At 72.1% G+C, this 24,373-nt stretch carries 18 protein-coding genes and 1 tRNA gene; 7 read left to right on the top strand and 12 right to left on the bottom strand.

What is annotated here, in order from left to right; genetic code table 11:
• Positions 1-306: 306 nt before the first annotated feature.
• The 6 genes from pth to LRS74_RS12095 form a co-directional block, all read right to left on the bottom strand.
• Positions 307-897: an aminoacyl-tRNA hydrolase gene (pth, locus tag LRS74_RS12120; RefSeq protein ID WP_277741018.1), complete on the bottom strand. Its 591-nt coding sequence runs from the start codon at positions 895-897 to the stop codon at positions 307-309.
• Positions 898-994: 97 nt separating this feature from the next.
• On the bottom strand, positions 995-1,582 hold the full coding sequence (locus LRS74_RS12115) for a 50S ribosomal protein L25/general stress protein Ctc (protein ID WP_277741017.1): 588 nt from the start codon (positions 1,580-1,582) through the stop codon (positions 995-997).
• Between the two features lie 277 nt (positions 1,583-1,859).
• A complete protein-coding gene (locus tag LRS74_RS12110; protein ID WP_144381224.1) occupies positions 1,860-2,831 on the bottom strand; it encodes a ribose-phosphate diphosphokinase in 972 nt (323 codons plus the stop codon).
• A gap of 94 nt (positions 2,832-2,925) precedes the next feature.
• Positions 2,926-4,380, bottom strand: a complete 1,455-nt coding sequence (gene glmU / locus LRS74_RS12105; protein ID WP_277741016.1) for a bifunctional UDP-N-acetylglucosamine diphosphorylase/glucosamine-1-phosphate N-acetyltransferase GlmU — start codon at positions 4,378-4,380, stop codon at positions 2,926-2,928.
• 115 nt (positions 4,381-4,495) lie between these two features.
• A tRNA-Gln gene (locus tag LRS74_RS12100) sits at positions 4,496-4,567 on the bottom strand.
• A gap of 29 nt (positions 4,568-4,596) precedes the next feature.
• Positions 4,597-5,277, bottom strand: a complete 681-nt coding sequence (locus tag LRS74_RS12095) for a hypothetical protein (RefSeq protein ID WP_277741015.1) — start codon at positions 5,275-5,277, stop codon at positions 4,597-4,599.
• Between the two features lie 154 nt (positions 5,278-5,431).
• On the opposite strand from LRS74_RS12095, the gene LRS74_RS12090 reads away from it, so the two are divergent.
• Positions 5,432-6,814 (top strand): histidine kinase, encoded by a 1,383-nt coding sequence (locus LRS74_RS12090; protein WP_277741014.1) that lies wholly within the window; start codon positions 5,432-5,434, stop codon positions 6,812-6,814.
• A 400-nt stretch (positions 6,815-7,214) separates the two neighbouring features.
• Here the strand turns inward: LRS74_RS12090 and LRS74_RS12085 are convergent, their stop codons facing one another.
• Both LRS74_RS12085 and LRS74_RS12080 read right to left on the bottom strand, forming a co-directional pair.
• Positions 7,215-7,712: an SUKH-3 domain-containing protein gene (locus LRS74_RS12085; protein ID WP_277741013.1), complete on the bottom strand. Its 498-nt coding sequence runs from the start codon at positions 7,710-7,712 to the stop codon at positions 7,215-7,217.
• Positions 7,713-7,715: 3 nt separating this feature from the next.
• The gene (locus tag LRS74_RS12080) at positions 7,716-8,435 is read right to left on the bottom strand and encodes a YwqJ-related putative deaminase (protein WP_277741012.1); all 720 of its coding nucleotides are present in this window, start codon (positions 8,433-8,435) and stop codon (positions 7,716-7,718) included.
• Between the two features lie 260 nt (positions 8,436-8,695).
• Here LRS74_RS12080 and LRS74_RS12075 point away from each other — a divergent pair, with 260 nt between their 5' ends.
• The 3 genes from LRS74_RS12075 to LRS74_RS12065 all read left to right on the top strand — a co-directional run bounded on the left by LRS74_RS12075 (position 8,696) and on the right by LRS74_RS12065 (position 13,873).
• Positions 8,696-9,673, top strand: a complete 978-nt coding sequence (locus LRS74_RS12075) for an SMI1/KNR4 family protein (protein ID WP_277741011.1) — start codon at positions 8,696-8,698, stop codon at positions 9,671-9,673.
• Positions 9,674-9,678: 5 nt separating this feature from the next.
• Complete coding sequence (locus tag LRS74_RS12070; RefSeq protein WP_277741010.1) at positions 9,679-12,477, top strand: SUKH-4 family immunity protein; 2,799 nt, start codon at positions 9,679-9,681, stop codon at positions 12,475-12,477.
• Positions 12,478-12,877: 400 nt separating this feature from the next.
• The gene (locus LRS74_RS12065) at positions 12,878-13,873 is read left to right on the top strand and encodes a cellulose-binding protein (protein WP_347178126.1); all 996 of its coding nucleotides are present in this window, start codon (positions 12,878-12,880) and stop codon (positions 13,871-13,873) included.
• A gap of 111 nt (positions 13,874-13,984) precedes the next feature.
• Here the strand turns inward: LRS74_RS12065 and LRS74_RS12060 are convergent, their stop codons facing one another.
• Positions 13,985-14,254 (bottom strand): hypothetical protein, encoded by a 270-nt coding sequence (locus LRS74_RS12060; protein ID WP_277741008.1) that lies wholly within the window; start codon positions 14,252-14,254, stop codon positions 13,985-13,987.
• A gap of 84 nt (positions 14,255-14,338) precedes the next feature.
• Complete coding sequence (locus tag LRS74_RS12055; RefSeq protein WP_277744718.1) at positions 14,339-15,904, bottom strand: MDR family MFS transporter; 1,566 nt, start codon at positions 15,902-15,904, stop codon at positions 14,339-14,341.
• A gap of 474 nt (positions 15,905-16,378) precedes the next feature.
• On the opposite strand from LRS74_RS12055, the gene LRS74_RS12050 reads away from it, so the two are divergent.
• Together LRS74_RS12050 and LRS74_RS12045 are read left to right on the top strand one after the other, a co-directional pair.
• Positions 16,379-17,167: an ABC transporter ATP-binding protein gene (locus tag LRS74_RS12050; protein ID WP_277741007.1), complete on the top strand. Its 789-nt coding sequence runs from the start codon at positions 16,379-16,381 to the stop codon at positions 17,165-17,167.
• Positions 17,164-19,743 (top strand): ABC transporter permease, encoded by a 2,580-nt coding sequence (locus tag LRS74_RS12045; protein ID WP_277741006.1) that lies wholly within the window; start codon positions 17,164-17,166, stop codon positions 19,741-19,743. Before LRS74_RS12050 ends, LRS74_RS12045 begins: the two co-directional genes overlap by 4 nt.
• A gap of 188 nt (positions 19,744-19,931) precedes the next feature.
• On the opposite strand, the gene LRS74_RS12040 is transcribed toward LRS74_RS12045, so the two are convergent.
• Both LRS74_RS12040 and LRS74_RS12035 read right to left on the bottom strand, forming a co-directional pair.
• The gene (locus tag LRS74_RS12040; RefSeq protein WP_277741005.1) at positions 19,932-20,183 is read right to left on the bottom strand and encodes a type II toxin-antitoxin system RelE/ParE family toxin; all 252 of its coding nucleotides are present in this window, start codon (positions 20,181-20,183) and stop codon (positions 19,932-19,934) included.
• Complete coding sequence (locus tag LRS74_RS12035) at positions 20,180-20,434, bottom strand: type II toxin-antitoxin system Phd/YefM family antitoxin (protein ID WP_277741004.1); 255 nt, start codon at positions 20,432-20,434, stop codon at positions 20,180-20,182. Before LRS74_RS12035 ends, LRS74_RS12040 begins: the two co-directional genes overlap by 4 nt.
• 144 nt (positions 20,435-20,578) lie before the next feature.
• On the opposite strand from LRS74_RS12035, the gene mfd reads away from it, so the two are divergent.
• Positions 20,579-24,145 (top strand): transcription-repair coupling factor, encoded by a 3,567-nt coding sequence (gene mfd, locus LRS74_RS12030; protein ID WP_277741003.1) that lies wholly within the window; start codon positions 20,579-20,581, stop codon positions 24,143-24,145.
• Positions 24,146-24,373 lie beyond the last annotated feature (228 nt).

The following is a 24,373-nucleotide window of genomic DNA, read 5'->3' as shown; positions in this document are numbered from 1 at the left end:
GGAGTGCCGTGGGGGAGCCGGTCTCAGCCGCGGGACATCCGACGGACGATGAGGATGCCGCCCACCAGGACGATGGCGGCGGCGACGGCGATGATGATCTGCATGGGATACCAGCTCCGGATTGACTCGTGGGGAAGTCGGGGGGTGGGCCAGCCCACTTTCCTGTGCCCCCGGCAGACCGTCAACGGTCTTTGCGCCCCATGTGCCCCAGAAAGGGAGACAGCGTCCCAATTACCGGCGGTAACGATCCGGTGAATGTGAGCTTCCCATGCTGGTGTTCTAGTTTTGCCGTCTGCTCGACGTCCGTCAGGAGTTGTACGTGCCCTGCGCCCGCTCCAGCCCCTCCAACACCAGCGCCTCCACCGCGTCCGCGGCCCGATCCACCAGGTAGTCCAACTCCTTCCGCTCCGCGGCGGAGAAGTCCTTCAACACGAACGCCGCCACATCCATCCGCCCCGGCGGACGCCCGATACCGAAGCGCACCCGGTAGTACTCCCGCCCCATCGACTTGGTGATCGACTTCAGACCGTTGTGACCGTTGTCGCCACCACCCAGCTTCAACCGCAACGCCCCGTAGTCGACATCCAACTCGTCATGGACCGCGACCACCCGCTCCACCGGCACCTTGTAGAAGTCGCGCAGCGCCGTGGTCGGCCCACCCGAGAGGTTCATGAAGGACATCGGCTTGGCGACCACCACCCGACAGCCCGCCGGACCCGGCGGACCCACCCGCCCCTCCACCACCTGCGCACGCGACTTGTGCGCCTTGAAGCGGCCGCCCATGCGCTCGGCGAGCAGATCGGCCACCATGAAGCCCACGTTGTGCCGGTTCCCGGCGTACTCGGGACCCGGGTTGCCGAGTCCCACGATGAGCCAGGGGCTCGCTGCGTCGTCCATCTCTTGCCTCTCGATGGGGGTTTTTACCAGGCATACACGACTGCCGCCCCACTCCAACGGAGCGGGGCGGCAGCCAGCGGTGTCACAAGGGGAGGGATCAGCCCTCGGCGCCCTCGGCCTCGGCGGCACCCTCAACCGGGGCCTCGGCCTGCGCGGCGACGACCTGCAGCACGACAGCGTCCTCCTCGATGGCCAGGACGGTGCCGTTCGGCAGCTCGACGTCCTTGGCGAGGATCGAGTGACCGGCGTCCAGACCCGCGATGGAGACGGTGACCGACTCCGGGATGTGGGTGGCCTCGGCCTCGACCGGCAGCGCGTTGAGGACGTGCTCCAGCAGGTTGCCGCCCGGGGCCAGCTCGCCCTCGGTCTGCACCGGAACCTCGACGGTGACCTTCTCGCCGCGCTTGACCAGCAGCAGGTCAACGTGCTCGATGAAGCCCTTCAGCGGGTCGCGCTGCACGGCCTTGGGGATGACGAGCTCGTTCTTGCCCTCGATGTCGAGGCCGATGAGAACGTTCGGGGTCTTCAGCGCCAGGAACAGCGCGTGGCCCGGCATCGTCACGTGGATCGGCTCGGAGCCGTGACCGTAGATGACACCCGGGATGTTGTTGGCGCGACGGATGCGGCGGGCAGCGCCCTTGCCGAACTCCTTGCGCAGCTCAGCGGAGATCTTGACCTCGGCCATGATGCACTCCTCGTAGTAGCTGGAACAGTGGCCGTCACCCGACCCCGACAGACCACTACCTCTACGAAGAGCGCGTCGATAACGGACCAGCCGAGCGGATCAACCGCCACGGCCTCCCTCGCCGAGCAACTCAGCGATTCTACCGTCCAACCGGAGAAGGACCAATTCGAGCCCCCGAAGGCCGCCCCTCCACCGAAAACGGCTGAGGCCACCCCGTGTCCGGGGTGGCCTCAGCGGGAGACGAGCGGCGATCCGTAAACCGGACACGCGGGCGACCTCAGTCGTCGAACAGGCTGGTGACCGAGCCGTCCTCGAAGACCTCGCGCACCGCGCGGGCGATGGTCGGCGCGATCGACAGCACGGTGATCTTGTCCAGCTCCAGCTCACCCGGCGTCGGCAGGGTGTTGGTGAACACGAACTCGCTCACCTTGGAGTTCTTCAGCCGGTCCGCGGCCGGCCCGGAGAGGATGCCGTGCGTGGCGGTCACGATCACATCCGCGGCACCGTTCTCGAACAGCGCCTCGGCGGCGGCGCAGATGGTGCCACCGGTGTCGATCATGTCGTCGACCAGGACGCAGACGCGGCCCTTCACGTCACCGACCACCTCGTGGACGGTCACCTGGTTGGCCACGTCCTTGTCGCGACGCTTGTGCACGATCGCCAGCGGAGCGTCCAGACGGTCGCACCAGCGGTCGGCGACCCGCACCCGGCCCGCGTCCGGAGACACCACGGTGAGCTTGGAGCGGTCGACCTTCGAACCCACGTAGTCGGCCAGCACCGGCAGCGCGAACAGGTGGTCCACCGGACCGTCGAAGAAGCCCTGGATCTGGTCGGTGTGCAGATCGACGGTGACGATCCGGTCCGCACCCGCGGTCTTCAGGAGATCGGCGATCAGACGCGCCGAGATCGGCTCACGGCCACGGTGCTTCTTGTCCTGACGGGCGTAGCCATAGGAGGGGATGACCACGGTGATGCTCCGGGCCGAGGCCCGCTTCAGAGCATCGATCATGATCAGCTGCTCCATGATCCACTTGTTGATCGGAGTGGTGTGGCTCTGGATCAGGAAGCAGTCCGCGCCACGCGCCGACTCCTGGTAACGGACGTAGATCTCGCCGTTGGCGAAGTCGAACACCTTGGTCGGGACCAGGTGGACGCCCAACTCGTGCGCGACCTCCTCGGCCAGCTCGGGGTGGGCGCGGCCGGAGAAGAGCATCAGCTTCTTCTCGCCGGTCGTCTTGATCCCGGTCACAGCACAGTCTCCTTGGATTTCACTGCATGTGCTATCGATGCGTGCTTGACGCGCCTCTTAACGGTACGCCCCGCTCGGAGTGTCCGCGCACATGTCACTTGTCGCCTTCGTCCTCCTGAAGGGCGGCCTGAGCGGCCTCGGCGGCGGCGCTGCCGGGACGCTTGCGAGCCACCCAGCCCTCGATATTCCGCTGCTGGCCGCGGGCGACAGCGAGCGAACCCGGGGGCACGTCCTTGGTGATGACCGAGCCGGCGGCGGTGTAGGCGCCATCCCCGATCGTGACCGGAGCCACAAACATGTTGTCCGAGCCGGTACGGCAGTGACTGCCGATGGTGGTGTGGTGCTTGGCCACCCCGTCGTAGTTCACGAAGACGCTGGCGGCACCGATGTTGCTCTGCTCGCCGATGGTCGCGTCACCCACATACGACAGGTGCGGCACCTTGGAGCCGGCGCCGAGATCGGCCTTCTTCATCTCCACGAAGGTGCCGGCCTTGGACTTGCTGCCGAGCCTCGTCCCGGGCCGCAGATAGGCGTACGGACCGACACTCGCGCCCGGGCCCACCTCGGCCCCGTCGGTGACCGAGAAACCGACCGTGGCCCCCTCGCCGACCGTCGTGTCGGTCAGCCGGGAGTTCGGGCCCACCTCGGCACGAGCGGCGACATGGGTGGCCCCCAGCAGCTGGGTGCCCGGCTGGATCAGCGCGTCCGGCTCGAAGGTGACGGTGACATCCACCCAGGTGGTCGCCGGATCCACCACGGTCACGCCGTCGAGCATGGCCCGCCGCAGCAGCCGCTCGTTCAGCATCCGACGGGCCTCGGCCAGCTGCACCCGGTTGTTGATACCGGCGATCTCGCGGTGGTCCGCGGCGACCGAGGCACCCACCCGGTGCCCGGCCTCACGCAGGATGCCCAGCACATCGGTGAGGTACTCCTCACCCTGGCTGTTGTCGGTGCGCACCTTGCCGAGGGCGTCGACCAGCAGCTGGCCGTCGAAGGCGAAGACCCCGGAGTTGATCTCACGGATGGCGCGCTGCGCGTCGGTGGCGTCCTTGTGCTCCACGATCGCGGTGACCGCGCCGTCGGCGGCCCGGACGATGCGCCCGTAGCCGGTGGCGTCGGGGACCTCGGCGGTCAGCACGGTCACGGCGTTGCCGTCGGTGGCGTGCGTGGCGGCCAGGGCGGTGAGGGTCTCGCCGGTCAGCAGCGGGGTGTCGCCGCAGACGACGATCACGGTGCCGTCGAGGGCGACGCCGTCCCGACCCAGCTCCTCCAGGCCCATACGGACCGCGTGACCGGTGCCGTTCTGCTCGTGCTGGACGGCGGTGCGCACATCCGCCTCGGTCTCGGCGAGGTGGCCGGCGACCTGCTCGCGGGCGTGACCGACGACCACGACGAGGTGCTCGGGGTCGAGCGCCCGGGCGGCGGCGACCACATGACCGACGAGAGACCGGCCGCAGATGGCGTGCAGGACCTTGGGGGTCGACGACTTCATGCGGGTGCCCTCACCCGCTGCGAGGACGACGACGGCTGCCGGGCGGTTGGCGCTCACGGGTGTGCCCTTCGGCTTCGGGGGTGGACACCCGCAGGATACCGACAGGTATCGAAGAGGGAACGCGGGCGGGTCCTGACCTGGGTGGTCAGGACCCGTGCATTCGAACTTTGAGCTCCGCCGCCAGGACTCGAACCCGGACTGAGGACACCAAAAGACCCAGTGCTGCCTATTACACCACGGCGGATTGCAAAGTAGCCCAAACCGGACACCTGATCAGGTAGTCGACTGAGCTCCCACCACTATGCCGTACCACCAGCCTTCGATGCGACGGTACAGGTCCGCGCTGCCGAGAACCCGCACCACCAGACAGCCGTGGTAGCCCTCCCCGACGTTCTTCCGGACCGTTTTCGGGTTGTGCCTCTTGAGGGTCGTCTTGTCGAGGGCGGAGACCTTGATGCCGACCAGATCCGCCCAATAGCGCTCCGCGGCGGCGACATCGGCCGACTCGTGGATCATCACTCGGAAGCGCAGGCGTTCACATCCGACGTCGAGCAGTGCGAGCCAGGCCAGGTACACCTGGATCATGCTCGGATCGCTGTTGACGAAGGCGACGCATTCCGTCGTCCGGTACGGCTTGCTCTTCCCGCCCTCCGACCAGTAGAGCCCCACCCCGACCAGGAACAGCTCCCGGTCCGTCATCGCGCCGATCTCGTTCGCCGCCGACAGCTTCGTCCGGGCGCGCTTGATCGCCTGGGTTCGTCGGTGCGGTGCCCAGCGGGCCTCGCGCATGGTGTGCATCTGCTCCGCGGTCTTCTGCGGCTTCGGCAGGTCGCGCACCCACAGCGACACCGAGCTCTTCGCCACGCCCAGCTCCGCGACGATCTCGTCGTAGGTCCTGCCCGCCCGTCGCAGCTCCCGGGCGCGGGCGCGCATCTCTGTTTTGGCCTGAACCATGACGGCAGTCTGGTCGTCCGGGTGTGTGCCCCTCTCGAAAACCTGACCCATTCACCAGTTCGAGTGAAGGCTCGGGTTTCGCTCGCGTCGGCACCCGTCACACCCGGGCGCGCGCACCGGAAAACCGGTGGCGACCCCCCGTACGCTGGTGGCTATGAGCGCAACGGGGGAAACCGTCGAGTCGGACGCGCGGGGCGCGCCCGGGGGATTGTGGTGGTGGTCGCGGCGGCGGAGCGTGGTCCTCGATGTCGCGTTGGCCCTGATATCGGCGGTCGAGTGCGCCATCGAAGGCGCCTCCTTCGCGGACGAGGTCCGGCTGCCGGCCGCGCTGGGCGCCCTGCTCGGTCTGGTCATCGGCTCGACGTTGGTGCTGCGCCGGCGCTGGCCGATAGCGATCGTGCTGATCTCCATCGCCATCACCCCCGTGGAGATGGGCTTCGTCCTCGGGGTGGTGGGCCTGTACACGCTGGCCGCCTCGGAGGTGCCGCGCAAGATCACGGCGGTGCTGGCCGGTATGTCCGTGACGGGCACGCTGATCATCACGATGGTCGGCTTCCAGCGGGACATGGCGCGCGAGGACTACGCCCCGCCGATGTGGGTGCCCCCGCTGGTCTCCGTCCTCATGGCGGTGGGCCTGACCGCCCCACCGGTGCTGCTGGGCCTGTACGTGGGCGCCCGGCGCCGGCTGGTGGAGAGCCTGCGGGAGCGGGCCGACGGCCTGGAGCGCGAGCTGTCGCTGCTGGCGGACCGCGCGGCGGAGCGCGCGGAGTGGGCCCGCAAGGAGGAGCGCACCCGCATCGCGCGTGAGATGCACGACGTGGTGGCGCACCGGGTCAGCCTGATGGTGGTGCACGCCGCGGCCCTCCAGGCGGTGGCCCTCAAGGATCCCGAGAAGGCGTCGAGGAACGCCGCGCTCGTCGGCGACATGGGTCGGCAGGCCCTCACGGAGCTGCGCACGATGCTCGGGGTGCTGCGTGCCGACGAGGGGCCGGCCGAGTCCTCGGCCGCTCGCCGGGACGAGCCGGCCCCGCTGGCCTCGGTGGCGGCGGCCGCCTCGGCCGCCGCCGAGGAGGCTGCTGGCGGGCCCCGGTTGGACGGGGTGGAGGCGTTGGTCGGGCAGTCCCGGATGGCGGGGATGGTCGTCGAGCTGTCTCTGGAGGGCGATGAGCGGCAGTACGCGCCGCGGGTCGAGCAGACGGCCTACCGGGTGGTTCAGGAGGCGCTCACCAACGTGCACAAGCACGCTCCGGGCGCCGAGGCGCGGGTGCGGCTCGCCCGTCGGGTCTCGGAGGTCGCCGTCCTGGTCGAGAACGGTCCCTCGGACCGCGCGGCCGCCGACGCGGGTCTCCCCAGCGGCGGCAATGGGCTGGTCGGCATGAAGGAACGTGTCACCACGCTGGGTGGTGGCTTCGTCTCCGGCCCCACGGACGCCGGCGGCTTCCGGGTCTCGGCCGTGATTCCCGACCGTGCGGCCCGCGCGGAGCGTGCCCCGTCCGCGGAGCGGGTGGCGGAGCCGGACGAGGCGAGGTCGGTGTAGCGCGGGCACGGTGCGACGGCCGGGCTGTCGCCCGCGCCGTCGCGTCCTGGCGTCCTCGCCGGGTCGCGTCCTCGCCGGGTCGCGCCGTCGCCGGGTCGCGTCCTCGCCGTCTCCCCGCCGGGGCGCCGAACGGTGTGTCGACGGTGCGATTGGCCGCGCGTTCCCGCGTCGTCGCCGCGCTGGGCGGTGTGTCGGTGATGCGGCGGAGTCCGGTGCGGCGCGGTCGGTCGGCGCGGGGCCGTACCGCCGGCCGGCCTTTCCGGGCCGGCGGTCACCCTGGTGTGCCTGTGTCGGGGCGCGCGGTGTCGGGAGGGGCGCGGCCGGTCTCCGGTGGTGCGGGTGGGGTGCGGGGCCGGTGGTCGGGTGGGGGCGCCGGGGCGTGCCCGGTCCCGCGCGGGGGTTATCCGCGGGGCAGTCGGGGTGGCTGGACGCCGGTGATCAGGGTCGCCAGGGCGGTGTCGAGGTCCGGGCCCAGGAACCAGTCGCCGCTGTGGTCGAGGCTGTAGACGCGGCCTTCGGCGTCGATGGCGAGCAGGGCCTGTCCGTCCGCTTCCTCGCCCAGGGGGCACATCTCGGTGCCCAGGGCCCGCCCCAGGTCGCTGAGGGTGCGGGCGAGGTGCAGGCCGGTGAGGGGGTCGATCAGGAAGGGGGTGGGCGCGATCTGTCGGCCGCCGGTCGGTGGCTGGACGCGCAGGGCCCCGAACTCCGCCCAGGCCTCGACGGCCGCAGGGAAGACGGTGTGTCGGTGTCCGGCCGGTGAGGTGTGCGCGCGGAGTGCGTCGGCCCACACCTCGGCCTGTCGTATGTCCCAGCGTCCCGGTTGCCAGCCCGCCTCGCGCAGGGCGGCGTCGACGGGGGCGGGGAAGCGGGTGGCCGCCGTACGGTCGAACGCTCGCATGGATCAGCCCCTGTCCGTGCCGTTGCCGTCGCCGCTGCCGTGGTCGGACGCGGCGGCCGGACCGGCGATGACGCGGACACCGAAGTGGGCCAGCAGCGCCGTGCAGGAGCGGCAAGGGGGAGCGTAGCTGCCGTGCCTGGGGTCGCCGTCCTCGCGGATGTGGCGGGCGGTGATCTTCGCGTGTTTGAGCGAGCGGCGCGCCTCGTTGGGGGAGAGCGGTTTTCGGGAGGCGCGTTTACTGCGGGAGCCCTCGGCCGTCGTCAGGTGGCGGGAGAGCAGGATCGCCTCGGGGCAGCGTCCGGTGAAGCGCTCGCGCTGCCCGGTCGGCAGGGTGTCGAAGAAGTCCTGGACGAGCGGGTGCAGGGTGGGTGGCTGGTCGGACTTGCCGGCGGTGCAGGTGAGGGTCTCGCCGCGGACGGAGAGTGCGGCGCCGACGGCGGGCAGGATGCCGTCGCGGCGGTGCCGCAGGGGTGGGACTCCGGTGACGAGGTCGGTTCCGCCGCCCCAGGCGAGCCGGGGGTCGCCGGATCCGGGGGCGGGTGGCGCGGTGGCCGGTGGCGGTGCGGCGGGTGTGGGCGTGCGCCCCGGAGGGACGGGCCGTGCGGGTCCCGTGGTGGCGGTCCGTCTGACCGGGGTGCCGCCCCGGCCCGGCGCGGCCCCCGGGGCCGTCTCGACGGCCGCCGTGGGTACGGCCTCGGTGCCGCGACCCTCCGTGATGCCCATGCTGTTGTGTTCCCTCCCCGCGCGATCCACGCGATCCACGCGCAATCCCCCTGTTGAGGGGGTCAGACTGCCAAATGGGACGGGCGGTGTGGAAGTCGGGTGGGTCTCGTGCGCGTCTTCGCGCGGGGCGTGGTGAGGGTGGGTGCCCGGTGCTCAGCGGCGGTGTGCGGGCGGCGCGGGCCGGTGACCGGCCCGGGCTCCCCGTGGACGGCACCGCATAGTCTGTCCGTAGTAGCCAGCAGCAGCAGGGGGCAACCGCCATGACGACAGGTCGGCTCGGGCAGCATGCCGCGCCACCGAACACGGCCTACGCCGGGCAGGTCGTGCACTTCCCGGACCCGGTGCGGGCCGCCCGTCACCCCAGAGGGGTCCGGGTGGACGAAAACGGCTTTCCGGACTTCTCGCCCTATGCTCGGGCAGCGGCCGAAATCGCCGAACCGCCCGAGGGGTTCGGCGTCGACGAGTTGCGGCTGACCGACTTCGTCTCGGCCAACGCCGCGCTGCACGCCGCCGGCCACGAACTCTGGGACGGGCTGTCCTCCGTGGCCACCCCGCACGGCTGGACCTGGCACCACGTCGCCGGCACCCGCCGGCTGGAGCTGGTTCCGGTCGAGATCAAGGCGCTGCTGCGGCACCATGGCGGGCTCGCGACCGCCACCGTGGACCAGGACAAGCGGGGCACCCGCCCGCTCCAGGAGACCCGCCCGGTCCACTTCGGGCTGCCCAAGCGCGGGTTGTCGGTCACCGAGGAGCAGGTGCTGGGCGTCGAGGAGGACCTCGGCTACCGGCTGCCCGCGCCCTATCGCGCCTTCCTCAAGGCGGCCGGCGGCTGCGCGCCCGTCGGCGCCGCGCTCGACCCCGAGTTGGGGCTGCTGGTGGACCAGCCGTTCTTCACCGTCCGCGACGAGGCGGCCGTCAACGACCTGGTCTACGTCAACAAGTGTCTGCGCGACCACTTCACCAAGGACTTCCTGGGCGTCTGCTTCGTCCAGGGCGGGGTGATCGCGGTCAAGGTGAAGGGTGACGCGATCGGCTCGGTGTGGTTCTGCGCGTACGACGACGCGCGTGACCAGGACGGCTGGACGGTGCAGGACCGCGTGGAGCGGCTGCTGCTGCCCTGCGGGGACGACTTCGACGCCTTCCTGCTGCGGCTCGCCGGCAATCCGCCGGAGCTGGAGACCGTGGCGCATCTGATGGTGGACGGCGGCTTCGCGTACGCCGTTCCGGTGGAGGGGTGACCGCGATGGTGACGTTCGCGCAGGCGCAGGAGCGCGCCGAGCTGTGGATCAACGGCGAGGTGCCCGGTTACCAGCAACGTGAGGTGCGGGTCCGCGAGTTCGACCTGGGCTTCGTCGCCTGGGCCGAGGACCGTGAGGGCGGGCCGGTCTCCGACTCCGGTTCCGACGGCGTCCGGTTGGTCATCGCCCGCGACAGCGGTGAGACCACGCTGTGGCCGGCGCTGCCGGTGGGCGAGGTCATCCGGCGCTACGAGGAGGAGTACGGCACGGCGGACGAGGCCGAGCCGGCTCCCGCCGAGACCCCGCCGCAGCGCGTCGACCTCAACGCCACCTCCTTCCTGCTGACCCCGCCGCAGTGGCTCCAGGACGCGGCCGACGCGATGGGCATTCCGGACCGGCGGTCGGGGAGCACGTCGGGCGGGGCGAGCTCGGCCGCTCCGGCGGGCTCGGGGCCGGTGTCCGGTGCCGTGGCGGCGCCGGCGGACGCCGTCCCCGCCGACGCGGGTGCCGGCACCGGTCAGTCCGCGGGGGCCGACGTGTGGGCGGCGCCCGCGCAGGGCACCGACGGACGGTCCGGTCAGCCGGGCGTCGGCCCGGCCGGCCCGCCGTCCCCGAGCGCTCAGCCCGCCTCCGGTCAGCCCGCGGGTGGCCCCTGGGCCACGCCCGCGCCGGCTCCGTACGAGGCGCCGGGCGGGCCGTCCGCGCCGGGCGGCGCACCGGGGGCGGCCGCCGCGGCGCCGTCGTCCGGCGGGATGCCGTGGGCGCAGGCGAACTCGGTCGCGGACGACGTCGCGTTCTCGGTGGTGCCGCCGGCCACGGTCTTCGCGCCGCCGCTGGCGGGCTCCGACGACGAGGACACCCCGCCGCCGGGCGTCCGGCCCGAAGCCAAGACCGAGCTGATGTCCAGCGGCAGCGCGCTGCCGCCCACCACCGTCGCGCCCGCGCTCGACCTGTCGCTGCAGGGCGCCGGCGACCTCGCCGGCTCCGCGGCCGGTACGGCGCCCGTCGGGGGCGCGCCGACCCCGCCTCCGCTCCCGCCCCCGCCGCCGGGTGTGCCGGGGCCGTCGGCGGCGCCCGTGCCCCCGCCGTCGGGCCCGGGTGCGCCGGGTGCCCCCGGGGGCGGTTATGTGCCGACGCAGCTCGTCTCGGCGCTCGGCCCGGAGGGCGCCGGTGGTCCGGGCGCTCCCGGCGCCCCGGGCCAGCCCGGTGCGCCGGGCGCCCCGGGCGTGCCCGGTGCCGCCGGCCCCGGCGTCCCGCCGCCCGGTGTGCCCGGTCAGCCGGGGCCGCTGCCGCCCGGTCAGCCCGGTGCCCCCGGCGGTCCCGGTGTCCCCGCCGCCCCTGGCGTTCCCGCGCCGGCCGCTCCCGGCGCGCCGGGGGTCGTCCACGCGGCCGCCACCATGCTCGCGGGCCCGCCCGGCGTGCCGGCCGCCCCCGGCGCTCCGGGGGTGCCTGCCGCGCCCGGGGTCCCGGGCCAGCCTGGCGTGCCCGGTGCTCCCGGTGCCCCGGCCCCGTCCGGCCCGCTGCCGCCCGGCGTTCCCGGTGCCGCCGGCCCCGGTGTCCCCGGTGCCCCGGGCCCGACGGGTCCGCTGCCGCCCGGCGCGCCCGGCGCGCCCGGTGGCGTGCATGCCGCCGCGACGATGCTGGCGGGAGCCTCCGGGGTGCCCGGCGCGCCCGCCGCTCCCGGTGTTCCGGGTGCTCCCGGCGGGCCCGGTGGACCGGGCGTACCGGGCATGGCCCCGCCGGGTCCCGGCGCCACCCCGCCGCCCGGGGGCGGGGCGGGGCAGCCGCCGTACGGCCACCCGCAGGCGCCGACCGGTCTGCCGACCGTGGGGCCGGGCTACATGGCGGTGCTGCGCTACCGCGCGCAGGACGGCTCGGAGCAGCAGGTGATCCGTCGTTCGGCGCCCGGCACGCCGCACCCGGAGTGGCAGATCCTGCACGAGCTGCGCGCGATGAACGTCCCGCCGCAGCAGGTGCTGGAGCTGCACACGGAGTTGGAGTCGTGCGATCTGCCCGGCGGCTACTGCGCGCGCATGATCCGTGAGACCTGGCCGCAGGTGCGGATCAGCCACACCGCCGCGTACGGGCGCGACCACGCCACCCGGCAGCAGGGCGTGCGCCATCTCATCGAGCACCAGGGCGAGCTGCACCAGGTCGCGGACGGGCCGGCGCGGCCGGCGCCGAACCGGGTGCCGCTGCCGCACCCCAACCAGGTGCAGCGGGTGCCTCCCGCCCCGGCGGAGGCGTTGGCGCAGGAGCTGATGCAGGCGTTCGGTCCGCAGGGCGTGTTCCGCTTCGACCAGCGGGCGGTCTCCCGGATGGGGGTCCCGGACGTGGTCGCGCAGACGCTGGTGTGGGCGGGGCTCCCGCTGGACTTCGGCCCGTTCTTCTGGGCCCAGGCGCAGCCGGGCCGCCCGGTGCCCACGCTCGCGGAGTTGGCGGCGGAGCGGGGCGTGCAGCCCGCGGTCGACGCCGGTTCGTATCTGGTGATGGGGAGCGATTTCGGCCGTCAGCTGTGCGTGCAGTACGGCACGGCGCACATCGTGGCGGTGCCGCTGGAGGCGGGCCCGGGCGGTCAGCCCGTGCCGCCGCAGTTCGTGAACACCGGTCTGCCGGAGTTCGTGCGCTGCATGGGGCTGCTCGGACGGATGTGGCGGCTGCGGTACGGGTTGACGCCGGAGCAGGCGGGCCGTTGGACCGTCGACTTCCAGGCGCAGCTCGCCGCGCTCGACCCGGCGGCGCTGTCCGCGCCGGACAACTGGTGGTCGGTGCTGCTGGAGCAGATGTGGGACGGCCTGCTCTGACGCGGTGATGTGACGGATGTGAAGGGTGCGGGGCGCTCGGCCGATGGATTCGGCCGGGCGCCTCGCCGTTTCCGGCCTCCGTCGTCTCTCGTCGGTGGTCCGTGGTCGGTGATCGGTCGCCGGTCGCCGGTCGCTAGTGGTCGGTCGTCAGCCGTCGGTCGTCAGTTGTCGGTCGTCCGGATTCCGATTCCGACTTCTGACATCAAATGACGCATCCTTGACCGGAGGAGTGGAGGAGAGACACCGGAGAGATAAGCGGAGTGTCGCGTTATGAGCGGTTCGCTGTGATCTACCAAGATGTGCGCCGTACCTGCTGTACCTGTAGCTGCCGTACCGCCTATCGCCGTACCGCCTATCGCCGTGCCGGCCGTACCAAAGGGGTCGAAGGATGAGTCCGTCGGTGTCACCTCATGGGTTCTCTGCCGTCGGACGGGGCCGTGGCTACCGTCCCGAGCAGGTCGACCGCTATGTGACCGCAGTGTCGGAGGTGCGCGACGCGGCCTGGGAGCGCGCCGCGCGGCTGACCGTCCTGGTCAACGAGATGACCGCGGAGGCGGAGCGGCTGCGTGAGGTCGTCGCGCAGCTCGGCCCGCAGACGTACGAGACGTTGGGGGACCGGGCCCGGCTGATCCTGCTGACGGTCGAGCAGGAGACCGCCGACCTGCGGGGCCAGGCGCGGGCGGTGGCGGACCGCACGCGGGAGTCGGCCGAGGCGGCCGCCCGCGCCATCCGGGACGCCGCGCGGGAGGAGGCCGACCGGCTCCGGGCCGAGGCCCAGGAGTGGGAGCGGCAGGCCCTGGAGGCGGCGCAGGAGATCGTGCACCAGCTGCGGGTGGCCTCGCGTCAGGACGCCAAGGAGTGGCGTGGCGCGGCGCTGGCGGAGCTGCGGCAGGCGCGGGAGCGCTCCGCGGCGGTCCTCGCCGAGCAGGAGCGGGAGTTGAACGAGCGGTGGGAGGCGGTGAGCCGGGAGGTCGCCGGGCAGGAGGCGGCGATGGACGCCAGGATCGCGGAGCTGGAGGAGTACGCGCGGATGCGGCTGGCCGACGCGGAGCGGGCGCACGCGACGGCCGGGGACGCGGCGCGCTATCAGCAGGAGGAGGCCGAGGCGCGCGGGGCGGAGCTGATCGCCCAGGCGCGGATCCGTCAGGAGCGGGTGGAGCGCGACACGGAGCGGGCGCTGCGCGAGCACACCGCGCGTCGCGACGAGCTCAAGTCCCATCTGGATCACGTGCGCAACAGCCTGGCCTCCCTCACCGGGCGACCGCCCACCCCCGATCCCGAGCTCGCCGCCGTCCCCGACCCCGACAACGAGGAGACCGTCGTGGTCGAACGGCCCACCCCGCCTCCGACGGGCCGGGTCCCGGGCCCGGCCAAGCGCGGCCCGTCCGGCGAATAGGCCCGGGGGCCCGTCCGGCGAATAGGCCGGGCCGGCCCGAACGAACAGTCCCGGGGCCGGGCGGGCGAATAGGCCCGGGTCCGGCGCGGCGACTCAGCCCGGCCCGGTCGCTCAGGGGCGCCGGGCCGCCTCCCGGGACGAGCTCGGACGCCCGGTCGGTTGCGGATCGTGCACCTCCGCGGTCTCCTCGTCCGCGGTCATGTCGTACGCGTCGGCGTCGTGTTCGGCGTCGGGCTCGGCGCCGATGGTGCTGAGGTGGCGCGGGACGTCGCGGTCCGGGTGCGCCGGCCGCGGAGGTCGGGCGCGTCCGAGGCGGCCGGCTCCGGTCGGCTCCGGCCGGCTCCGGTCGGAGCCGTCGAGGCGGCGCACGACGTCGAGCACCCCTCCGCCGCTGTCGGCGGCCGGGCGGCCGGGCGGCCGGGCGGCCGGGCGGCCGGCGAGCGCGGCGACGCGCGCCGTGTGGGGTTACTCGGCCTCGCCGTCCCGCGCCCGTTCCGCTGTCCCGCCTTCTTCGTCGTCCTCCCGGATCGGGAAGACCCGTGGGGCCACGAAGAAGAGCACCAGCACCGCCGCCGCGGCGGCGGCCGCGGAGCCCACGTACACGTGGTCGACGGCGGTGTCCACCGCGCGCCGCAGATACTCCGCGGCCTGGTCGGTGAGCCCTTCCGGGTGCTCCAGGGCGTGGGACACGGAGTCCAGGTCGTCCGGGAGGCCGGGGCGGATCTCGGCGGGCGCGTCGGCGAGCCGGTCGGTGAGGGTGGCGTTGGCGATGGCGCCGAAGAGCGCCGCGCCGACGCTCTGCCCGACCTGGCGGCAGAAGAAGATGGAGGCGGTCGCCGTCCCGCGCTCCTCCCAGCCGACGGACGACTGCACGCCGACGATCAGCGGCAGTTGGAACAGGCCGAGCGCCGCGCCGAGCACCAGCATCAGCAGCGCGGGCTGCCAGGCGGCGCCGGGGTAGGGGAGGAACGGGAAGGCGAAGAGGGTCAGCGCCGCGCCCGAGATGCCGAGGATGGCGCAGCGTCGGAAGCCGATCCGGTTGTAGACGCGGTTGCTGAGCGCCGCGGAGATCGGCCAGCTCAGCGTCATGACGGAGAGCACCAGGCCGGCCGCGACGGGGCCGAGGCCGAGGACGGACTGGGCGTAGGTGGGCAGGAAGACGCTCGGTGCGATGATCACCAGTCCCAGCGCGCCGAGCGCGAGGTTGGCCGCCACGATCGTGCGGCGGCGCCAGACCCAGCCCGGGATGATCGGCTCGGCGGCGCGGCGTTCGATCAGCACGGTCGCCGCCGCGCACACCGCGGCGCCGCCGAGCATCGCCAGCGACGGGGCCGACAGCCAGTCCCAGGCGACCCCGCCCTGGACCAGCGCGGTCAGCAGCAGTCCGCCGGTGGCGAAGATGGCGAGGGCGCCGGCCCAGTCGACGCGGGGGCGCTCGCGCGTCGGCCGGGCGGGTTCGTGCAGATGACGCATGATCAGCCAGAGCGCGAGGGCGCCGACCGGGAGGTTGATCAGGAAGATCCAGCGCCAGCTGGTGTAGCCGGCCAGCGCGCCGCCGACGGCCGGGCCCGCCACCGAGGACACCGCCCACACGGTGGAGAGCCGGGCCTGGATCTTGGGGCGTCCTTTGAGGCCGTAGAGGTCGCCGGCGATGGTCTGCACGGTGCCCTGGATGGCGCCGCCGCCGAGCCCCTGGACGACGCGGAAGGCGATGAGGGAGGCCATGTCCCAGGCGCCGGCGCAGAGCAGCGAGCCGACGAGGAAGAGCGCGATGCCGAAGACGAGCACCGGCTTGCGGCCGAAGGTGTCGGAGAGCTTGCCGTACACCGGGAGTGTGACGGTCACGGCGAGCAGATAGCCGGAGAACAGCCAGGAGAAGACGGAGAAGCCGCCGAGGTCGCCGACGATCTGGGGGACCGCGGTCGAGATGATCGTGGCGTCGAGCGCGACGAGCGCCATCGCCAGCATGAGGGCCGCGACGACGGGGCGGCGGGGGTCGGAGGAGCGGGGTAAGGCGGTCGCCTCGGGTATCGGAGGTACCGGGTCCGCATCCGTCCGACGCCCTGCGATGCCACCCACCGAGCCTGCCCCCTTCACTGATTGATGTAGGGCTCACGATTCCATGCGGGGGTCCGTGGAGGGAAGCGCGTCCGCCGCGGCCGGCGCCGTGGAGCCGCGGTGACTTGCGCCTGACGTTACGGAAGGGTGCAGGGTCGACCCCGAGGCGGAGGTACGCCGTAAGTCGTAACCCCCTAGGGGATCCACCGGCTCAGCTCCTACCCGCGGTTCGTCCCGGCGGAGGACGATCAGGGGGGTTCCGGCTCCTTAGTGTGGTCCTGCGTCTTTACGGAGGGCTTACGGAAGACACGACCTGGGGGGTGGGGCTAGCCCCACCGTGAATACGGAGCCAAGCCCCATCGCGGCACCGACCCCCCGTACCGCACGCTGATGTAGGTGATCGTCACGGCAGGACGATCGCCACAGAACCTACTGAGGAGAAGGACCGTGACGACGGCTGTATCGATTCCCAAGACCGGGGGCAGCGGAGGACATACGGCTGTGGCCGCCCGGGCCCGCCAGGTGGTGAAGGCCTACGGCTCCGGGGAGACCCGGGTCGTCGCCCTCGACCACGTGGACGTGGACATAGCCCGCGGTCAGTTCACCGCCATCATGGGCCCCTCCGGCTCCGGCAAGTCCACGCTCATGCACTGCCTCGCCGGCCTGGACACCGTCACCTCGGGGCACATCTACATCGACGAGACCGAGATCACCGGGCTCAAGGACAAGAAGCTCACCCAACTGCGCCGGGACCGCATCGGCTTCATCTTCCAGGCGTTCAACCTGCTGCCCACGCTCAACGCCATCGAGAACATCACGCTGCCGATGGACATCGCCGGTCGCAAGCCGGACCGCGCCTGGCTGGACCGGGTGGTGGAGACCGTCGGCCTCGGCGGCCGGCTCAAGCACCGCCCCAACCAGCTCTCCGGCGGTCAGCAGCAGCGTGTCGCCGTGGCCCGTGCCCTGGCCGCCCGCCCCGAGATCATCTTCGGTGACGAGCCGACCGGAAACCTGGACTCGCGCGCCGGCGCCGAGGTCCTCGGCTTCCTGCGCCGCTCGGTCGACGAGCTCGGGCAGACCATCGTCATGGTGACCCACGACCCGGTCGCGGCCTCGTACGCCAACCGCGTGCTGTACCTGGCCGACGGGAAGATCGTCGACGAGATGCACCACCCGACCGCCGACCAGGTCCTGGACCGCATGAAGAGCTTCGACGCGCGCGGGCGGGTGTCGTGACCGTCCTCAAGACCTCGCTGCGCAACTTCCTCGCGCACAAGGGCCGCATGGCGCTCTCCGCCATCGCCGTCCTGCTGTCGGTGGCGTTCGTGTGCGGCACGCTCGTCTTCACCGACACCACCAACGCCACCTTCGACAAGCTGTTCGCGGCCACCTCGCCGGACGTCACCGTCTCCCCGAAGAACGCGCCGAGCGGGGACGAGGTCCAGCGGACCCGCGTCCCGGTGACCCTGCCCGCCGCCAAGGTGGCGGAGCTCCAGCGGGTCAAGGGCGTGAAGTCCGCCCACGGCGAGGCCACCAGCACCTCCGCCACCGTCGTCGACAAGAACGACGAGAAGATCGGCCCGAGCTCCGGCGCCCCCACCATCGTCGCCAACTGGGACGAGAAGGAGCAGCGGGCTGTCGAGCTGACCTCCGGTCACGCACCGCGCGGTCCGACCGAGGTGCTGCTGGACTCCGACACCGCCGACAAGAAGAAGCTGAAGATCGGCGACGAGCTGCGCATCATCGCCGTCCCGGGCGACTTCAAGGCCAAGATCGTCGGCATCGTCACCTTCACGGTGACCAACCCCGGCTCCACCCTGGTCCTCCTGGACGACAAGACCGCGCAGGAGCGCGTGCTCGGCGTCAAGGACGCCTACACCAGCATCTCCCTGACCGCCGCCCCCGGCGTCAGCAACGAGCAGCTGAAGAAGAACGTCGTCGCCGAGTTCGGCACCGGCCTCAAGGTGCAGACGAAGGCGGAGACGGCCGACGAGAACCGTGAGGACGTCGGCGAGTTCCTCGACATCATGAAGTACGCGATGCTCGGCTTCGCCGGGATCGCCGTCCTCGTCGGCATCTTCCTCATCGTCAACACCTTCTCCATGCTGGTCGCCCAGCGCACCCGGGAGATCGGGCTGATGCGCGCCATCGGCTCCAGCCGCAAGCAGATCAACCGCTCGGTGCTCGTCGAGGCGCTGCTGCTCGGCGTCGTCGGCTCCGTCCTGGGCGTCCTCGGCGGCGTCGGCCTGGCCGTCGGCCTGATGAAGCTCATGGCCGGCGCGGGTCTGGAGCTGGACACCGACGAGCTGACCGTGAAGGCCACCACCCCGATCGTCGGCCTGACCATCGGCATCGTCGTCACGGTGTTCGCCGCCTACATCCCCGCCCGCCGGGCCGGGAAGATCTCGCCGATGGCCGCGCTGCGTGAGGCGGGCATGCCCGTCGACGCCAAGGCCGGCCGCATCCGCGGCGCGATCGGTCTGCTGGTCACGGCCGCCGGCGCCGCCGCCCTGGCGATGGCCGCGGGCGCGGACAAGGCCGCCGACGGCTCGATGTTCCTGGGTCTGGGCATTCTGCTCACCCTCGTCGGCTTCATCGTCATCGGCCCGCTGCTGGCCGGGGTCGTGGTCCGCGCGGTCTCCGTGGTGGTGCTCCGCGCCTTCGGCCCGGTCGGCCGCATGGCCGAGCGCAACGCCCTGCGCAACCCTCGCCGCACCGGCGCCACCGGCTCCGCCCTGATGATCGGCCTGGCGCTGGTCGCGTGCCTGTCGGTGGTCGGCTCCTCGATGGTCGCCTCGGCCAGCGACGAGCTGGACAAGTCGGTGGGGGCGGACTTCATCATCCAGCACAGCGACTTCAATCAGCAGATCACGCCGGCGGTCGAGAAGGCGGTGCGCCAGGCTAAGGGTCTGAAAAGCGTCACCAACCTGAAGGAGATCGAGAAGGCCAAGATCACCACGCCGGACGGCAAGACCAGCACCAAGGACCTGGCCGCCGCCAACCCGTCGTTCGCCGAGGACCTGCGCACCCCCGTCGTCGAGGGCACGCTCTCCGACGCCTACGGCCCGAACGCCATGTCGGTCAACGAGGGCTTCGCCGAGGACCACAAGGTGAAGAAGGGCGACACCCTGACCGTCGCCTTCAAGGGCGGCAGGACGGCCAAGCTCAAGGTCACCGTCATCACCTCCGACGACACCTCGTTCAACAAGGGCGCGCTCTACACCAACATCACCACCGTCGAGCGCTACCTGCCGGCCGAGCTGGTCCCGACCAGCATCATGATGTTCGCCCAGGCCAAGGACGGCCAGGAGGAGGCGGCGTACGCCTCGCTCAAGAAGGCGCTCAAGACGAACCCGCAGATCGACGTCCGTGACCAGACCGACTACAAGAAGCTCATGGAGGACCAGATCGGGCAGATGCTCAACCTGGTCTACGGCCTGCTGGCCCTCGCGATCATCGTCGCCATCCTGGGTGTGGTGAACACCCTGGCCCTGTCGGTGGTCGAGCGGACCCGCGAGATCGGCCTGATGCGCGCCATCGGCCTCTCCCGCCGCCAGATGCGCCGCATGATCCGCCTGGAGTCGGTCGTCATCGCCCTCTTCGGTGCCCTGCTCGGCATCGGCCTGGGCATGGCCTGGGGCGCCACCGCCCAGAAGCTGCTGGCCCTGGAGGGTCTGAAGACCCTCGAGATCCCGTGGCCGACGATCATCACGGTCTTCCTCGGCTCCGCCGTGGTCGGCCTGGTCGCCGCCCTGGCCCCGGCCTTCCGGGCCGGCCGGATGAACATCCTGAAGGCCATCGCCACGGACTGATCCACCCACCACTGACCGACCGGCCGGAGAAACAGGCCCGGCCCGGTGCGCCCACGGGGGAGCGCACCGGGCCGGGTGCGTTGGCGTTGGTGGCAGGTATGAAGGTCGAGCCTGGCGCGCGGGGAAGGTGTCGGGCCCGATGCCATGATCCGGCAGTCGTGGACGCAGTACGTGCGGTGCCGTGCGACTCAGCCGGTGCGGCCGATGTGGATGATCACGATGGTGACGGAGGCGTTGGTGATCTCGTATAACACCCGGTATCGGCCGACGTGCATACGGCGCAGGTCGGCTGAGCCGTATTCGGCGGAGCCGGCGGGGCGTGGGTTGTCGGATAGGAGGTCGATGGCGGTGAAGAGCTGCTGCAGCCCGTCAGGGTCGTCCTTGAGGAAGCGAGTCGCGGCGTCGATCGCGTGCTCGTCCCAAACGATTTCGTAGCTCACCCACGCCCCAGGCCGAGGCGTGTGCGGACTTCTTCATGCGGGACCGCGACGGACGTCCCGCTGGACTGGCGCTCGCGGTAGCGGGCAAGCGCGAGCGCGTCCTCCAGTTCCGCCAGTTCCTGGGGATTTATGAGTACCGCGGCGGGCTGGCCGTGATCCGTGATGGTGATGCGCTCGCGCGCGTGCGCGGCCCGGCGGACCAGGGAGCCGAAGTGGGCACGGGCCTCGGTCATCGACAGCGTGTCACTCATGTACAGAAGTGTACACTTCTTCGCTGTTCTGTGGAGGGGCGATTGCGGCCGCGGGTATCGGTTCGGCGTCGTAGTCTGGGAGACCCCGGCCCGTGTGACGTGTCGGGTGATTCGCGTTGTCCACCCCGGGACGGAAACTGCCTCATGAGCCTGCACGGTCTGCTCGACGCCGTCATCAAGGATCCCGCGCTCGCCGAGGCGGTGCGGGCCGCCGGAGACGGCAATCGGACGCAGGTGGACCTGGTCGGCCCGCCGGCCGCGAGGCCCTTCGCGGTGGCCGCGCTCGCGCGGGAGGCCGGACGGCCGGTGCTGGCCGTGACGGCGACCGGGCGGGAGGCCGAGGACCTGGCGGCGGCGCTGCGCTCGCTGCTGCCGGCCGACGAGGTGGTGGAGTATCCGGCGTGGGAGACGCTGCCGCACGAGCGGCTCTCGCCGCGCTCGGACACTGTGGGCCGGCGGCTGGCCGTGCTGCGCCGGCTCGCCCACCCCAGCCCGGACGACCCCACGGCGGGGCCGGTCTCGGTGGTGGTCGCGCCCGTGCGCTCCGTGCTCCAGCCGCAGGTCAAGGGGTTGGGCGAGCTGGAGCCGGTGAGCCTGCGGACCGGGCAGACGGCCGACCTGGAAGAGGTCGTGGACGGGCTCGCGGCCGCCGCGTACGCGCGGGTGGAACTGGTCGAGAAGCGCGGCGAGTTCGCCGTCCGGGGCGGGATCCTCGACGTCTTCCCGCCCACCGAGGAGCACCCCCTCCGCGTCGAGTTCTGGGGCGACGACGTCGAGGAGATCCGCTACTTCAAGGTCGCCGACCAGCGCTCGCTGGAGGTGGCCGAGCACGGGCTGTGGGCGCCGCCCTGCCGTGAGCTGCTGCTGACCGAGGACGTGCGGGCGCGGGCGGCTGAGCTCGCCGAGGCGCACCCGGAGCTCGGCGAGCTGCTGGGGAAGATCGCCGAGGGCATCGCGGTGGAGGGTATGGAGTCCCTCGCCCCCGTCCTCGTCGACGACATGGAGCTGCTGCTGGACGTGCTCCCCAAGGGCGCGATGGCCGTCGTCTGCGACCCCGAGCGGGTCCGCACCCGCGCCGCCGACCTCGTCGCCACCTCGCAGGAGTTCCTCCAGGCGTCCTGGGCGGCCTCGGCCTCCGGCGGCGAGGCCCCGATCGACCTCGGCGCGGCCTCGCTGTGGGGCATCGCCGACGTCCGGGACCGGGCCCGCGAGCTGGACATGATGTGGTGGTCGATCTCGCCGTTCGCCGCCGACGCCGAGCTCACGCTCACGTCGGCCGCTGACGAGGCGGGGGACACCCTCACGCTCGGCATGCAGCCGACCACCACCTACCGCGGCGACACCGCCGCCGCCGTCGCCGACACCAAGGGCTGGCTCGCCGACGGCTGGCGGGTCATGTACGTCACCGAGGGCCACGGCCCCGCGGCCCGCACCGTCGAGGTGCTCGGCGGGGAGGGCGTCCCGGCCCGGCTGGACGTGGACGTCGCCCGGGCCGAGGACCTGACCGAGGCGGTCGTCCACGTCGCCTGCGGCTCGATCGACTACGGCTTCGTCGACCCCGCCCGCAAGATCGCCGTCCTCACCGAGACCGATCTGTCCGGGCAGAAGGCCGCCGGCAAGGACGCGGCGCGGATGCCGGCCCGGCGCCGCAAGACCATCGACCCGCTCACCCTCCAGGCGGGCGACTTCATCGTCCACGAGCAGCACGGCGTCGGCCGCTACCTGGAGATGGTGCAGCGCACCGTCCAGGGCGCCACCCGCGAGTATCTGCTGGTCGAGTACGCCCCGGCCAAGCGCGGCCAGCCCGGCGACCGGCTCTACATCCCCACCGACCAGCTGGAGCAGGTCACCAAGTACGTCGGTGGCGAGGCGCCCACCCTGCACCGGCTCGGCGGCGCCGACTGGACCAAGACCAAGGCGCGCGCCAAGAAGGCGGTCAAGGAGATCGCCGCCGACCTGATCAAGCTGTACTCCGCGCGGATGGCGGCCCCCGGCCACACCTTCGGCCCGGACACCCCCTGGCAGCGCGAGCTGGAGGACGCCTTCCCGTACGTGGAGACGCCCGACCAGCTCACCACCATCGCCGAGGTCAAGGAGGACATGGAGAAGTCGGTTCCGATGGACCGGCTGATCTGCGGCGACGTCGGCTACGGCAAGACCGAGATCGCCGTCCGCGCGGCCTTCAAGGCGGTGCAGGACGGCAAGCAGGTCGCCGTGCTGGTGCCGACGACCCTGCTGGTGCAGCAGCACTTCGGCACCTTCTCGGAGCGGTACTCCCAGTTCCCGGTCGTGGTGAAGGCGCTCTCCCGGTTCCAGACCGACACCGAGGCCAAGGCGGTGCTGGAGGGGCTGCACGAGGGCTCCGTCGACGTCGTCATCGGCACCCACCGGCTGTTCTCCTCCGAGACAAAATTCAAGGACCTGGGCCTGGTCATCGTCGACGAGGAGCAGCGCTTCGGCGTCGAGCACAAGGAGCAGCTGAAGAAGCTGCGCGCCAACGTCGACGTGCTGACCATGTCCGCCACGCCCATCCCGCGCACCCTGGAGATGGCGGTCACCGGCATCCGCGAGATGTCGACGATCACCACCCCGCCGGAGGAGCGCCACCCGGTGCTCACCTTCGTCGGCCCGTACGAGCAGAAGCAGATCGGCGCCGCCATCCGCCGCGAGCTGCTGCGCGAGGGCCAGGTCTTCTACATCCACAACCGCGTCGAGTCCATCGACCGGGCGGCCGCCCGGCTGCGCGAGGTGGTGCCCGAGGCGCGGATCGCCACCGCGCACGGCCAGATGTCGGAGACCGCCCTGGAGCAGGTCGTCGTCGACTTCTGGGAGAAGAAGTTCGACGTCCTGGTGTCGACGACCATCGTCGAGTCCGGCATCGACATCTCCAACGCCAACACCCTGATCGTCGAGCGCGGCGACAACTTCGGCCTCTCCCAGCTCCACCAGTTGCGCGGCCGGGTGGGCCGTGGCCGGGAGCGCGGCTACGCCTACTTCCTCTACCCGCCCGAGAAGCCGCTGACCGAGACCGCCCACGAGCGGCTGGCGACCATCGCCCAGCACACCGAGATGGGCGCGGGCATGTACGTGGCGATGAAGGACCTGGAGATCCGCGGCGCCGGCAACCTGCTCGGCGGCGAGCAGTCCGGTCATATCGCGGGCGTCGGTTTCGACCTGTACGTGCGGATGGTCGGCGAGGCCGTCGCCGACTACCGCGCCTCCCTGGAGGCCGGCGGCGAGCCCGAGGAGGCCCCGCTGGAGGTCAAGATCGAGCTTCCGGTCGACGCGCACGTCCCGCACGACTACGCGCCCGGCGAGCAGCTCCGCCTCCATGCCTACCGCGCCATCGCCTCGGCGACCAGTGAGGAGGACATCAAGGCGGTCCGCGAGGAGCTCACCGACCGCTACGGCAAGCTGCCCGAACCGGTGGAGAACCTGCTGCTGGTGGCGGGGCTGCGGATGCTGGCCCGCGCCTGCGGCGTCACCGACATCACCCTCCAGGGCTCCAACGTCCGCTTCGGCCCGGTGGAGTTGCGCGAGTCCCAGGAGCTGCGGCTGAAGCGGCTCCACCCGCGCTCGGTCCTCAAGCCCGCAACCCAGCAGGTCCTGGTGCCGCGCCCGACCACCGCCCGCGTGGGCGGCAAGCCGGTGGTGGGACGCGAACTGCTGGCGTGGACCGGTGAGTTCCTGACCACGATCGTGGGTTCGTAGCGGGAGCGGGGGCGCGGCCGCCGGTGGCCGCGGCCCGCCGCCCGCGGCCCGTCGTGCGGGCAGCGGGCGGGCGGGCCGGAAGGGAGAGCCGCCGCGCGATACCCCCGTGATCGCGCGGCCGTCCATGACCCACGGGCCGGGTGCGCTGGGCACCGGTGGTGGGGACAGAACGCCCGGCGGGCCGGCTGGTCGTGGCCGCGCGGAATGGGGGGCATCCAGCACGGCCCT

Origin of the sequence: Streptomyces sp. LX-29, from assembly GCF_029541745.1 — a bacterium.
In the GTDB taxonomy this organism is placed as follows: domain Bacteria; phylum Actinomycetota; class Actinomycetes; order Streptomycetales; family Streptomycetaceae; genus Streptomyces.
The sequence above is the reverse complement of the archived record's forward strand: the minus strand, read 5'-3'. Positions and strand labels throughout refer to the sequence as shown.

Coding starts and splice junctions, on each gene's coding strand:
- pth (WP_277741018.1), bottom strand. CDS start 897: ATGGACGACGCAGCGAGCCCCTGGCTCATCGTGGGACTCGGCAACCCG.
- LRS74_RS12115 (WP_277741017.1), bottom strand. CDS start 1,582: ATGGCCGAGGTCAAGATCTCCGCTGAGCTGCGCAAGGAGTTCGGCAAG.
- LRS74_RS12095 (WP_277741015.1), bottom strand. CDS start 5,277: ATGGTTCAGGCCAAAACAGAGATGCGCGCCCGCGCCCGGGAGCTGCGA.
- LRS74_RS12090 (WP_277741014.1), top strand. CDS start 5,432: ATGAGCGCAACGGGGGAAACCGTCGAGTCGGACGCGCGGGGCGCGCCC.
- LRS74_RS12085 (WP_277741013.1), bottom strand. CDS start 7,712: ATGCGAGCGTTCGACCGTACGGCGGCCACCCGCTTCCCCGCCCCCGTC.
- LRS74_RS12080 (WP_277741012.1), bottom strand. CDS start 8,435: ATGGGCATCACGGAGGGTCGCGGCACCGAGGCCGTACCCACGGCGGCC.
- LRS74_RS12075 (WP_277741011.1), top strand. CDS start 8,696: ATGACGACAGGTCGGCTCGGGCAGCATGCCGCGCCACCGAACACGGCC.
- LRS74_RS12070 (WP_277741010.1), top strand. CDS start 9,679: ATGGTGACGTTCGCGCAGGCGCAGGAGCGCGCCGAGCTGTGGATCAAC.
- LRS74_RS12035 (WP_277741004.1), bottom strand. CDS start 20,434: ATGAGTGACACGCTGTCGATGACCGAGGCCCGTGCCCACTTCGGCTCC.
- mfd (WP_277741003.1), top strand. CDS start 20,579: ATGAGCCTGCACGGTCTGCTCGACGCCGTCATCAAGGATCCCGCGCTC.